Source organism: Rhizobium sp. CF080, assembly GCF_000282095.2.
In the GTDB taxonomy this organism is placed as follows: domain Bacteria; phylum Pseudomonadota; class Alphaproteobacteria; order Rhizobiales; family Rhizobiaceae; genus Neorhizobium.
In genome coordinates this window covers 16,162-27,787 of sequence record NZ_AKKC02000014.1, presented here as the reverse complement: position 1 = coordinate 27,787, position 11,626 = coordinate 16,162, and the positions used below count along the sequence as shown (strand labels likewise).

Sequence of the window (11,626 nt, the reverse complement as noted above, 5' to 3'; positions counted from 1 at the left end):
CATAAGAAATCCCAGTAAATTTGGGGGTGCTAGATTTAGCATTTATTAACCCGCCCAGAATGCAAAACCCCGGCAAAGCCGGGGTTCTAACTTAGATAAAGCTAAAAAATATTAACGCGTCAGACGCTTGTGGGCCTGGCTTCCCGGGTTGAGGGCGTCGGGGCCGAGGCGGCGGACCTTGTCCTGTTCATAGTCCTCGAAATTGCCTTCGAACCACTCCACATGGCCATCGCCTTCGAAGGCGAGAATATGCGTCGCAAGACGGTCGAGGAACATGCGATCGTGGCTGATGATGATGGCGCAGCCGGCGAAGTTTTCCAGCGCGCTTTCGAGCGCACCCAGCGTTTCCGTATCGAGGTCGTTGGTCGGTTCGTCGAGAAGGAGAACGTTGCCGCCGGCCTTCAGCATCTTGGCGAGATGAACGCGGTTGCGCTGACCGCCCGAAAGATTGCCGACCTTCTGCTGCTGGTCGCCGCCCTTGAAGTTGAAGGCGCCGCAATAGGCACGGGAGTTCATGTCGAACTTGCCAAGCTTGATGATTTCAGCACCGCCGGAGATTTCCTCCCAGACGGTCTTGTTGCCATCAAGTGCATCGCGGCTCTGGTCGACATAACCGAGATGGACGGTCTCGCCGACGCGGATCGAGCCGGCATCCGGCTGTTCCTGGCCGGTGATCATCCGGAACAGCGTCGTCTTGCCGGCGCCGTTCGGCCCGATAATGCCGACGATGCCGCCCGGTGGCAGCTTGATCGACAGGTCGTTGATCAGCGTGCGGCCTTCGAAGCCCTTGGTGATGCCTTCCATCTCGATGACCACCTGGCCGAGACGCTCGCTGACCGGGATGATGATCTGCGCGTCGCCGGGACGCTGCTTCTCGGCGGCTTCCACCAGCTGTTCGTAGGACTTGATACGCGCCTTGGACTTGGCCTGACGCGCCTTCGGGCTGGAAGCGATCCATTCCTGTTCGCGGGAAATCGCCTTCTGGCGGCCTGCCTCTTCGCGGTTTTCCTGCTGCATGCGCTTGGCCTTGGCGAGCAGGTAGGCCGAGTAGTTGCCTTCGTAAGGAATGCCGCGGCCGCGATCGAGCTCGAGGATCCAGCCCGTGACGTTGTCCAGGAAGTAGCGATCGTGGGTGATCATCATCACGGCGCCCGGATAGTCGCGCAGATGCTTTTCGAGCCAGGCGATGGTCTCGGCGTCCAGATGGTTGGTCGGTTCGTCGAGCAGCAGCAGATCCGGCTGCGACAGGAGAAGGCGGCAAAGAGCGACGCGGCGACGTTCACCACCGGACAGGCTGGTGACTTCCGAATCGCGCGGAGGGCAGCGCAGCGCTTCCATCGCCATCTCGACCTGGCTTTCCAGATCCCAGAGGTTCTGGCTGTCGATGATGTCCTGAAGCTTGGCGCCCTCTTCCGCGGTCTCGTCGGAATAGTTCATCATCAGCTCATTGTAACGGTCGAGGACGGCCGTCTTCTTGGCGACGCCTTCCATGACGTTCTCGAAAACGGTCTTGGACGCATCGAGATGCGGCTCCTGCTCCAGGTAACCGACGGTCGCGCCCTCTGCGAGCCAGGCTTCGCCGGTATATTCCTTGTCCTTGCCAGCGATGATGCGCAGCACGGTCGACTTACCGGCGCCGTTGGGGCCGAGGATACCGATCTTGGCATCCGGGTAGAAAGACAGATTGACGTTCTCAAGGATTTTCTTGGCGCCGTAGGACTTGTTGAGCCCCGACATGTGATAGATGAACTGACGTGCCATGGATAAAGTGCTCCGGGGGGAATTTCGGTTTGCCGCTATGTAGGCGAATTGGGAGCCGGGAGCAATGCGCGAACGGTCGAGGGAGCGAGGATGTTCGACGAAACGAGGCGGTTTTCGAGCGCGACGGGCGCGAACCTTGCCCATCATTACCAACCGGCGACTGAGCCGGCCAACGCCATCCTGCTGATCTCGCACGGGCTTGCTGAGCATTCCAGGCGTTATAAGGCTTTTGCCGACACGATGTCCGGCCAAGGCTTCCATGTCTACGCCTTCGACCACCGCGGCCACGGCGAGACGACGGCGCCGGATGCGCCGATCGGCCGTTTTGCCAGGCACAACGGCGTCGGCCTGGTGCTGGCGGACGTCAAGGCCATGCGTGACATGGCGGCGACCGCCCATCCCGGCCTGCCGGTCCTGCTATTCGGCCATTCGATGGGCGGGCTGATCGCGCTCAACGCCGCCGTCGATCATCCCGAAAGCTTCGATGCGGTTGCGGTCTGGAATTCCAACTTCCATCCTGGCCCGGCGGGCCGCGCCGCCCAGCTGATCCTGCGCATCGAAAAAGCCCTGAAAGGCTCGGACGTGCCGAGCGGGATTCTGCCGAAACTCACGTTTGGCGCCTGGGGGAAATCGATTGCCGGCCATCGCACGGAATTCGACTGGCTGAGCCACGACCCGGATATCGTCGACGCCTATATCGCCGATCCGCTCTGCGGTTTCGACGCCAGCGTCTCGCTGTGGCTCGACCTCTTCGAACTGACCTTCCGGGCACCGAAGATGACCGATCGCCTGGCGAAAACCCTGCCGATCCATCTGATCGGCGGTGCCGAAGACCCGGCGACCAATGGCGGCCGCGAAATTCTGTGGCTTTCGGAGCATTTCAAGCGCAGCGGCTTTTCGAACGTCACGACCAAGATCTGGCCCGGCACGCGCCATGAAACGCTGAACGATACGGTGCGGGCGCGCGCCACCGCCGAGTTCGCCGCCTGGGCCACGGCCGCCCTGCCCGTCCCGGCGCCGGCGATCTGAATCGACAGTCCATATAAAACGGCCCCGCATATCAAACGGCCTGCATATCAAACGGAATGAGTTCATGACATTTAATCAAGTGCTTCCGGGACCAGTCCCGGCTATAGGAAATCCATGAATTCGTCGCCCGCAAGCCTTGCCGCATCAGCCCCGAACCGGATCGTCAACGGCCTCGGCCTGATGATCGTCGCGATGCTGATCGCCCCGTTCATCGACATCTTTTCCAAGCTTGCGACCGATACCGCATCACCCACCTTCATCACCGCCGCCCGCTTCGTCTTCCAGGCGCTCTGCATGCTGCCGATCGTGCTGTGGAACGGTTACTGGCGGGCATTCTCCTGGCGGCTGAGTGTCTTCCATGCGATCCGCGCGACCCTCATCACGGTCTCCATGGTCTGTTTTGTGGCGACGCTTGCGGTCATGGAAGTGGCCGATGCGATCGCCATCTTCTTCGTCGAGCCGATCATCCTGACCGTTCTCTCCAGCATCTTCCTCAAGGAGATCATCGGCTGGCGGCGTTATACCGCCTGCGCGGCCGGCTTCGCGGGCGCCATGATCGTCATCCGCCCGAGCTTCCAGGAGATCGGCTTCGTGGCGCTGCTGCCGATCGTCACCGCCTTCTGCGTGGCGATCTTCGCGCTTCTGACCCGGGCGCTGGCGCATCGCGAAGACCCGTGGTCGATGCAGTTTCAGATGGCGCTCTGGGGAATTCCGATCTCCGCCATCCTGCTCTTTGTCGGCGACCGGACCGGCATCGCCTTCCTGGCGCCCTCCATGCCGGATGGGAAGACCCTGATGTGGCTTGCCGGCGTCGGCGTCTTCGCAGCACTTTCGGGCGTCCTTGCCGTCTATGCCTATCGCGCCGCGCCGGCTTCGGTGATCGCGCCGCTGCAATATTTCGAGATCGTCTCGGCAACGCTGTTCGGCTGGCTGGTCTTCGGCGACTTCCCCGATCCGGTCAAATGGCTCGGCATTTCGATCATCATCGGCTCAGGCCTTTATATCATCTGGCGGGAACGCCGCGTCGCCTCCATCAAGCCGGTAACCACTGCCGCCAAGTCAACCGTGACCCCGTGACATGACCCAGACACCCAAGAAACCGCCGCTTACCGGCATCCGCGTCATCGAACTTGCCCGTGTGCTTGCCGGTCCCTGGGCCGGGCAGATGCTGGCGGATATGGGCGCCGACGTCATCAAGGTGGAAAACCCCGACGGCGGCGACGACACCCGCGCCTGGGGTCCCCCTTTCGTCGAAGGCAAGGACGGCGAAAACCTGTCGGCTGCCTATTACCACTCCACCAATCGCGGCAAGCGCTCGATCGCCGTCGACCTGAAGACCGAGGAAGGCCAGGAAATCGTCCGCCGGCTGGCCGCGACCGCCGACGTGCTGATCGAGAATTTCAAGCTCGGCGGCCTCGTCAAATACGGCCTCGACTACGAGAGCCTGAAAAAAATCAATCCGAAGCTGATCTATTGCTCGATCACCGGTTTCGGCCAGAACGGCCCCTACGCCAATCTTGCCGGCTACGACTATATCGTCCAGGGCATGTCCGGCTTCATGTCAATCACCGGAGAGCCGGACGGGCAGCCGATGAAGGCGGGCGTGGCGATCGCCGACATCTTCACCGGCATCTACGCGGTGACGGCCATCCAGGGCGCCCTGATTCACGCGATGAAGACCGGCGAAGGCCAGCATGTCGACATGGCGCTGCTCGACGTCCAGGCCGGCATCCTCGCCAACCAGAACATGAACTACCTGGTTTCCGGGGAAGCGCCGGTGCGGCTCGGCAATGCCCATCCGAACATCAGCCCCTACGAGGTCGTGCCGACCGAGGACGGCCACCTGATCCTTGCCGTCGGCAATGACGGCCAGTTCCGCCGCCTCTGCCGTATTCTCGGCATCGAGCAGGTCGCCGATGACGAGCGTTTCGCCACCAACAAGGCGCGGGTCGCCAACCGCGTCGAAGTGCGCCGGCTGATCCTGGCGCAGACATCGAAATGGAAGAAGGCCGAACTGCTTAGCGCCTGCGGCGACAATGCCGTGCCGGCCGGGCCGATCAACTCGATCGCCGAAATGTTCGACGACCCGCAGGTCAAGGAACGCGGGCTCCGAATCGATCTCGAAGCGGCCGACGGCACGGTCATTCCGGGCGTGCGCAGTCCGATCGTGCTCTCGGAAACGCCGCTTGCCTATCACCGGCCGAGCCCCGCACTCGGCGAACATACCGCAGACGTGCTGGCGGAACTCGATCAAATCGAAAAAGAGGGGAGAGACATATGAAAACCGCCATGAAAACCGGGGGGCAACTCATCGTCGAGGCGCTGAAGGCGAACGGCGTCAAGCGCATCTCCTGCGTTCCCGGCGAAAGTTATCTCGCCGTGCTCGACGCTCTTTATGAAAGCAGCATCGAAGTCCTCGTCTGCCGCCAGGAAGGCGGTGCCGCGATGATGGCCGACAGCTGGGGTCGTTTGACCGGCGAGCCGGGCATCTGCATGGTGACCCGCGGCCCAGGCGCCACCAATGCCTCGGCCGGCCTGCATATCGCCAGGCAGGACTCGATCCCGATGATCCTCTTCGTGGGCCAGATCGCCCGGGACATGAAGGAGCGCGAAGCCTTCCAGGAGGTCGAATACCGCCGCGCCTTCACCGAATTCGCCAAATGGGTCGGCGAGATCGACGATGCCCGCCGCATTCCTGAATTCGTCACCCGCGCCTTTGCGGTCGCCACCTCCGGCCGCCCCGGCCCGGTCGTGCTGACGCTGCCGGAAGACATGCTGGTCGAGGAAGTCGAGGCAGTCGAAGCGCGCGCCTACATGCCGGTCGAAAGCCACCCCGGTAAAAGCCAGATCGCCGCATTCGAAACCATGCTGAAAAATGCGGAGCGTCCGATGTTCATCCTGGGCGGCACCCGCTGGAGCGAAGAGGCGCATGCGGATTTTGCGGATTTCGCCAGCCGGTTCAAGGTGCCCGTCGGCTGCTCGTTCCGCCGCCAGATGCTGTTCGATCACCTGCATCCCTCCTATGCGGGCGATGTCGGCATCGGCATCAACCCGGCGCTCGCCAAGGCGGTGAAGGAGGCGGACCTTCTGGTGCTGCTCGGCAGCCGCATGTCGGAAATGCCCTCCTCCAGCTACACGCTGATCGACATTCCCTATCCGAAGCAGAAGCTCGTCCACATCTTCCCCGATCCGGAGGAACTCGGTCGCATGTACCGGCCGGATCTGGCGATCTGCGCCGCTCCGGCGGAATTCGTCGCCGCGCTGAAGGATCTCGAACCGCCCGCCGCCCCGATCTGGGCCGAACGGAAATCGGCGCTGCACGACGCCTATCTCAAATGGTCGACACCGCCGGAGGCCGGTCCTGGTCCGGTCAGGATGGGTCCGATCATGCAATGGATCGAGGAAAACGTTCCGGACAATGCGATCTTCACCAACGGCGCCGGCAACTACGCCACTTGGCTGCATCGCTTCCACCGCTTCCGGAAATACAACACCCAGTCCGCCCCGACCTCCGGTTCCATGGGCTACGGCCTGCCGGCCGCCGTTGCCGCCAAACAGCTGTTTCCGGAGCGCGAAGTCGTCTGCTTTGCCGGTGACGGCTGCTTCATGATGCACGGCCAGGAATTCATCACCGCCGTCCGCTACGGACTGCCGATCATCACCGTGCTCGTCAACAACGGCATCTACGGCACGATCCGCATGCACCAGGAGCGGGAATATCCGGGACGCGTCAGCGCCACCGACCTCGTCAACCCGGATTTCGTCGCCTACGCCAAGGCGTTCGGCGGGCACGGCGAACTGGTCGAGAAGACGGACGAATTCGGCCCGGCCTATGAGAGGGCCCGCACCAGCGGCAAGCCTTCGATCATCGAGGTCAGGCTCGACCCGGAAGCGATCACGCCGACGCGGACGCTGACCCAGATCCGCGAAAACGCATAAAACAGAAAAAGCCGGCCTATCAGAGCGATAGGCCGGCTTTTTGATTCGGATCTGCAGCGATCAGATCGCAGCGGTGACGATGAACTCGACCTTGTACTTCGGCGCAGCGAGCTTGGCTTCGCTGGTGGCGCGGGCCGGCGGGTTGGCCGGGTCGATCCAGGCTTCCCAGACAGCGTTCATTTCGCCGAAATAGGCGATGTCCGAGAGATAGATGATCGTCTGCAGGATCTTCGACTTGTCTGAACCGGCGGCTGCCAGCAGGCGGTCGACTTCGGAAAGCGCGTCCTTGCACTGGTCGGTGACCGATTCACCATCGCCAACCTGGCCGGCGAGATAGACGGTGTTGCCGTGGACGACGGCGCCGCTCATGCGGGCGCCCGGCTCGATGCGCTGGATGCTCATGGAATTCTCCTGGAAAATGTGAGCTTCGGGAAAAGGCCCCGCGCCAAAAGCACGAGGCTGCGGAAAGTCTTTAGCCGCGCAGATGCTGGCTCTTTTCGTAGATCGCCGTCGAACGAGCGCCGGAACGGCAGAAGCCGAGCATCGGGCGCGGGAATTCGTCGAGCGCATCGACCATCGCGTTGATGCCCTGTTCGTCGACGCCCATGCGACCGACCGGGATGTGGCGAATGTCGAGGCCGAGTTCCTTGGCGCGGGCTTCGATCTCGGCATAGTGCGGCTGGCCCGGTTCTTCCTCGTCCGGACGATGGCAGACGACCGACTTGAACCCCATGGCCTTGACCTGGTCGAGATCCTCGACGGTGATCTGGCCCGTGACGGAATACTCGTCGTTGATCTGGCGGATATCCATGGACTTAGCCCTCCGTTCTGATTGAGGCGCCAGCATTACGACGGTGCCGCCCGGGCGTCAATCATGCGCTGGCTGCCGAACCTCCGACCTCACACGAAGCAGAAGCGCAGACCGTATTCGACGCTTTCGCCCGGCTTCAGCGAGCCAAGCTCCCCCTTCTCGGCAAGCTCGTAGCGGCTCGCGGCCCGATGCGAGACGGGTTCGATTCCGAGCACATGCGCCGGCGCCTTCTGGTTCCGCCACATTTGCAGATAGGGCAGCGTATCGGTGCGGAATTTCACCTTCAGCGTCAGTCCGCCGATCGCGGCGATTGGCCCGAGCGCAATTTCAGCCCAATGTTCGCCCTCTTGCCCTGCGGGCACGCAGAACACTCCGCCAGGGTCCTTGCCGAACGTCCAGGGAAACCCGCCGCCCTCCAGCATCCTGCCAGTCAGCCGGACATTGTCGTCGAACAACCAGGCACCGACATTCATGTGGTACATGTGCACCGGCGGGAACGGCTTCGAGCCGGTATTGGTGACCTTGTCCGACAGGCTCACCTCGCCGGTCGCGCCATCGGTCCGCCAGTGCCTTTCGAGAAGCGCCGTCCCGCCCGTCGCAAGCGTCAGCGGCACGCGCGCGCGGCATTCGGCATCCGGCCCTTGTGCATCCCAGAACAGGATCTCGGCCGGGTGGGAGGAGAAGGATCCGTGCAGGGGATATTTCCGGCCGTCCATCGAGCCTTCGATGGTCTCCGGATGACGGATATGATCCGGGCCGCAGGTGAAGAGGAAGCCTTCGAGCGAATGATCGATTCGCGGATCGCCGTCGTCCGGAATGGCCCGGCCCGGAGAAAGGTCCAAATCGCCGATGAAACAGCCTCCGATATCGAGAACGGAACTCTCGTCGAGGAAAATCCTCGGTCCGTTGGCAGCCGAAAAAGCCTTCATAATCATTCCCTTCACGGTTTCGTCAAAACTTCTAACCGATCGTGATGTGAATTTAACGGTGTGTTCATGACGAATTCACTTTTTCCACACTACGGTCAAATTTACCTTGTCTGTGACGACAGGCGAGCGGGCGGGAACCAATGTCCGATTTCCCGATTACGTGTAGGTAGGAAACAAGGAAGTCGGTGACATCGTGAAGCGGCTATTTTTTGCATGCGCAAGCCTGGTGATCTTGACCGCGGCCCAGGGGATTCCCTCCGCCGAGGCGCAGAACCGTTATGGCCGCTATCCCTCGGAAACGATGCTCGTCGCTCCCGACGGCTCGATCCTGGACTACGTGCCCGACCGCGGAGACGTCATCATCAGCCGTGACGGCATGGGCCGCCGTGTCCTGATCGACCATTTCGGCAATGTCGTCGCAACCGAGGTCCGGCAGGAAACTTATCGCCCCAACCGGACGCAGGAATATCCGCCGGTACCGGGTGGTTACCGGTCGCTGCGCGACAGCGGCGGCTATCAGCAGGGCGCCAGCGGTTATCGCGATTATCGCGAATACCGGCCGGGCGAACCCGGCGCCATTACCGGCGGGATCCCGAGCCAGGGCTCAGTCAGCCGCATGCCGCTCGATAACCAAGCCCTCCCCGGCACCGACAACGGCTATCCGCAGGAAGCCTCGATCGAGCCGGACCAGCGGCCGGCGGAAACGCTTCTACCGCAGAAGCCGATCATCACCGTCACCAAGAAGCCGCAGGCTCAGATCGCAGCACTTCAGGTCTTCCTGGACCGCGAAGGCATCTCGCCCGGCGTCATCGACGGCCATCTCGGCGACAACGTCAACAAGGCGATCGCCGCCTGGCAGGAAATGACCGGCGAGACGCTCGATCCGAACAATTCCGAGGACATCCTGCAGCGGCTGACCTATTCGGGCGGCCTGCCGATCGTCGACTACACGATCACGCCGGCTGATGCCGCCGGTCCCTATGTCGCCTCGATCCCGGAAGACTATGCGCACAAGTCGCAGCTGCCGGCCATGTCCTATACGTCCGTCACTGAAAAGCTCGCCGAGCAGTTCCACATGGACGAAAGCTATCTGAAGGCGCTCAATCCCGGCGTCGATTTCACCATCCCCGGCTCGACCATCAAGGTCATCAATCCCGGCCAGCCGAAGGTCGGGCAGGTCACCCGCATCATCGCCGACAAGAGCAAGAAGCAGGTCTTCGCCTATGGCGCCGACGACAAGCTGGTGGCGGCCTATCCGGCGACCATCGGCTCGACCGACACGCCCTCGCCGACCGGCACCCATGCGGTCGAACGCATCGCACTCGATCCCGGCTATACCTACAATCCGAAGATCAATTTCAAGCAGGGCAACAACGACCAGATCCTGCAGATCCCGCCAGGCCCGAACGGCCCGGTCGGTACGGTGTGGATCGCGCTCTCGAAGCCTACATACGGCATCCACGGCACGCCGGAACCCTCCAAGATCGGCAAGACCAACAGTCATGGCTGCGTGCGCCTGACCAACTGGGATGCACGAGAGCTCGCCAAGATGGTCAAGCCCGGCACGACGGTCGAATTCATCGAGTAAGTTCCAGAACAACACATGAGCCGGCGGCACCCGCTGCCGGCGGCCATTTGTTCGCTTGGGCAATCTGGCTTCGGGCGATAGCAGCGCTAGTTTTCCGCCAGAGACTAGTTTTTCGCCAGAGACATGTATCGGCGGTGGATGGAATGGATTTCCCAACGAGACTGAAAGGCGCCCTGTCCCTTCTCTTCGGGCGCGGGGATGACGGAGCCGTCTGCTCCTTTTGTGGTGAAAACCGCCGCACTGTCGAAGTGATCATTGCCGGTCCGGCCGCCACGGCGATCTGCAGTCGTTGCATATTCGTCTGCAACCAAGTCATGCTTGAATATTCCGGCCCCCCTGGTTTCCGCCGCCATGCCGAAAAAGGTCATGAAAAGACGATCGCAATCCCGCTCGCCCATGACGAAGTCTTGCTGGGCGCTCCCGAACGTGTCGCCCTCGAGCAAATGCTGCGTGTCCTCGTCTCGTCGCTTCCGCAAAGCAGATTGATCGGCTGGAGCTATATGCACTCGCAGGATCGGTTCGATCTGCTGACGGTGGAGATCCTGACGACATCCGGGATGCCGCCAAATGAAATCAGCGGCCTCGCCCAGCAGAACTGGCGTCAGATGCGCGGCCGGTTCCTCGCCGCGCGCAATGTCCCGGCCAACCAGGAAGAGCCGGACCTGATCGCAACTGCAGCCGCAGCGACCCACGCGGCCAGTGCATATGCAAAGGCGGTCAGCTCTTTCGAACCGACCGCCTCTTGAGCGAAGTCCCGAGATCAACGGAACTCTGTTGATGATCAGGCGGCGTGGCGGCCCAGTCCGAAGAGGCGCGACGCGGCGGAACGGGTGATCTTGACCGGCATGAGCCGCAGGACCTCCTTCGCAAAGGTGCCGGCATTTTCCTTGGCCTTGTCGACATTGCTAACCTTGGCCGGATCGAGCGTGTGGAGCGTTCCGCCGGTCTCGAACAGTTCCTTGAAGGCGATGCGTTCGCCGATCGGCGTATCGAGGACATGCACGCCGCGGGCCGCAAGCAGGCCCTTGATGGTCAGAAGCGCCTTGGTGGTCACCATCGAGGTGACGCGCGTCAGCACCACCGAATGCGGGATCACCAGGCCGGCCCTCTCCTTCATGTAGGCCAGAAGGTCGAGGATCTGCGCTGCACCCTTGGCATCCATGGCCGACCCCTGCACCGGGATCATCACATGGTCGGAAAGGCCGATGGCTGTTGTGACCACCGCATCACGGGCACCGGCGAGGTCGACGATGAAATAGTCCGTGCGCGATGCCATTTCCCTGAGATGACACTGCAGCGATGCGAGGGTGACTTCCGATACCACCTCGATATTGCGCACCGCGCCCGAGGTTTCGAACCACTGGCTGATCCAGCGCTGCGGGTCGGCATCAATGACGGTGACGCGAAAACCCTGATGGGCAAGTTCGGTCGCGAGCAGGAGCGCGGCGGTCGTTTTTCCGGCTCCACCCTTGGCATTGGCAAAGGAAATTACAGGCATTGTCGGTCCTCGAACAAGTCTTGAGCCACATCGCTCACGAGGACACCGGGAAGCATGGTGTCATGAACGCC

The 11,626-nt window shown here is 62.0% G+C and carries 12 protein-coding genes; 6 read left to right on the top strand and 6 right to left on the bottom strand.

Annotated features, from left to right (window positions below):
- Nucleotides 1–111: 111 nt before the first annotated feature.
- On the bottom strand, nt 112–1,761 hold the full coding sequence (gene ettA, locus PMI07_RS25900; RefSeq protein ID WP_007756637.1) for an energy-dependent translational throttle protein EttA: 1,650 nt from the start codon (nt 1,759–1,761) through the stop codon (nt 112–114).
- A 90-nt stretch (nt 1,762–1,851) separates the two neighbouring features.
- Here ettA and PMI07_RS25895 point away from each other — a divergent pair, with 90 nt between their 5' ends.
- From PMI07_RS25895 to PMI07_RS25880, 4 genes are all read left to right on the top strand, one after another.
- Entirely contained in the window at nt 1,852–2,790 is a 939-nt protein-coding gene (locus tag PMI07_RS25895) for an alpha/beta hydrolase (RefSeq protein ID WP_007756639.1), read from the top strand.
- 114 nt (nt 2,791–2,904) lie between these two features.
- Entirely contained in the window at nt 2,905–3,867 is a 963-nt protein-coding gene (locus PMI07_RS25890; RefSeq protein WP_007756641.1) for a DMT family transporter, read from the top strand.
- A 1-nt stretch (nt 3,868) separates the two neighbouring features.
- A complete protein-coding gene (locus tag PMI07_RS25885; RefSeq protein WP_007756643.1) occupies nt 3,869–5,071 on the top strand; it encodes a CaiB/BaiF CoA-transferase family protein in 1,203 nt (400 codons plus the stop codon).
- Entirely contained in the window at nt 5,068–6,729 is a 1,662-nt protein-coding gene (locus tag PMI07_RS25880; RefSeq protein WP_007756645.1) for a thiamine pyrophosphate-binding protein, read from the top strand. Before PMI07_RS25885 ends, PMI07_RS25880 begins: the two co-directional genes overlap by 4 nt.
- Nucleotides 6,730–6,789: 60 nt before the next feature.
- Here PMI07_RS25880 and PMI07_RS25875 read toward each other — a convergent pair whose 3' ends face one another.
- The 3 genes from PMI07_RS25875 to PMI07_RS25865 form a co-directional block, all read right to left on the bottom strand.
- Entirely contained in the window at nt 6,790–7,131 is a 342-nt protein-coding gene (locus tag PMI07_RS25875) for a RidA family protein (protein WP_007756646.1), read from the bottom strand.
- Between the two features lie 70 nt (nt 7,132–7,201).
- The gene (locus tag PMI07_RS25870) at nt 7,202–7,540 is read right to left on the bottom strand and encodes a TIGR01244 family sulfur transferase (RefSeq protein WP_007756649.1); all 339 of its coding nucleotides are present in this window, start codon (nt 7,538–7,540) and stop codon (nt 7,202–7,204) included.
- A gap of 89 nt (nt 7,541–7,629) precedes the next feature.
- Nucleotides 7,630–8,469 carry a DUF4432 family protein gene (locus PMI07_RS25865; protein WP_024164163.1) on the bottom strand — a complete coding sequence of 280 codons (840 nt, stop codon included), beginning with the start codon at nt 8,467–8,469 and terminating at the stop codon, nt 7,630–7,632.
- A 226-nt stretch (nt 8,470–8,695) separates the two neighbouring features.
- Between PMI07_RS25865 and PMI07_RS25860 the strand changes: the two genes are divergently transcribed.
- On the top strand, nt 8,696–10,057 hold the full coding sequence (locus PMI07_RS25860; protein ID WP_245277240.1) for a L,D-transpeptidase: 1,362 nt from the start codon (nt 8,696–8,698) through the stop codon (nt 10,055–10,057).
- A gap of 104 nt (nt 10,058–10,161) precedes the next feature.
- Here PMI07_RS25860 and PMI07_RS35855 read toward each other — a convergent pair whose 3' ends face one another.
- The gene (locus PMI07_RS35855) at nt 10,162–10,500 is read right to left on the bottom strand and encodes a hypothetical protein (protein WP_245277238.1); all 339 of its coding nucleotides are present in this window, start codon (nt 10,498–10,500) and stop codon (nt 10,162–10,164) included.
- Between PMI07_RS35855 and PMI07_RS35850 the strand changes: the two genes are divergently transcribed.
- Nucleotides 10,501–10,803 carry a hypothetical protein gene (locus tag PMI07_RS35850; protein ID WP_245277237.1) on the top strand — a complete coding sequence of 101 codons (303 nt, stop codon included), beginning with the start codon at nt 10,501–10,503 and terminating at the stop codon, nt 10,801–10,803.
- Between the two features lie 35 nt (nt 10,804–10,838).
- Here PMI07_RS35850 and PMI07_RS25850 read toward each other — a convergent pair whose 3' ends face one another.
- The gene (locus tag PMI07_RS25850; protein WP_007764539.1) at nt 10,839–11,555 is read right to left on the bottom strand and encodes a ParA family protein; all 717 of its coding nucleotides are present in this window, start codon (nt 11,553–11,555) and stop codon (nt 10,839–10,841) included.
- Between the last annotated feature and the right edge of the window lie 71 nt (nt 11,556–11,626).

What these genes read in the sequence shown, in the direction of transcription:
- ettA (WP_007756637.1), bottom strand. Translation starts at nt 1,761, where the DNA reads ATGGCACGTCAGTTCATCTATCACATGTCGGGGCTCAACAAGTCCTAC.
- PMI07_RS25895 (WP_007756639.1), top strand. Translation starts at nt 1,852, where the DNA reads ATGTTCGACGAAACGAGGCGGTTTTCGAGCGCGACGGGCGCGAACCTT.
- PMI07_RS25890 (WP_007756641.1), top strand. Translation starts at nt 2,905, where the DNA reads ATGAATTCGTCGCCCGCAAGCCTTGCCGCATCAGCCCCGAACCGGATC.
- PMI07_RS25885 (WP_007756643.1), top strand. Translation starts at nt 3,869, where the DNA reads ATGACCCAGACACCCAAGAAACCGCCGCTTACCGGCATCCGCGTCATC.
- PMI07_RS25880 (WP_007756645.1), top strand. Translation starts at nt 5,068, where the DNA reads ATGAAAACCGCCATGAAAACCGGGGGGCAACTCATCGTCGAGGCGCTG.
- PMI07_RS25875 (WP_007756646.1), bottom strand. Translation starts at nt 7,131, where the DNA reads ATGAGCATCCAGCGCATCGAGCCGGGCGCCCGCATGAGCGGCGCCGTC.
- PMI07_RS25870 (WP_007756649.1), bottom strand. Translation starts at nt 7,540, where the DNA reads ATGGATATCCGCCAGATCAACGACGAGTATTCCGTCACGGGCCAGATC.
- PMI07_RS25865 (WP_024164163.1), bottom strand. Translation starts at nt 8,469, where the DNA reads ATGAAGGCTTTTTCGGCTGCCAACGGACCGAGGATTTTCCTCGACGAG.
- PMI07_RS35850 (WP_245277237.1), top strand. Translation starts at nt 10,501, where the DNA reads ATGCTGCGTGTCCTCGTCTCGTCGCTTCCGCAAAGCAGATTGATCGGC.
- PMI07_RS25850 (WP_007764539.1), bottom strand. Translation starts at nt 11,555, where the DNA reads ATGCCTGTAATTTCCTTTGCCAATGCCAAGGGTGGAGCCGGAAAAACG.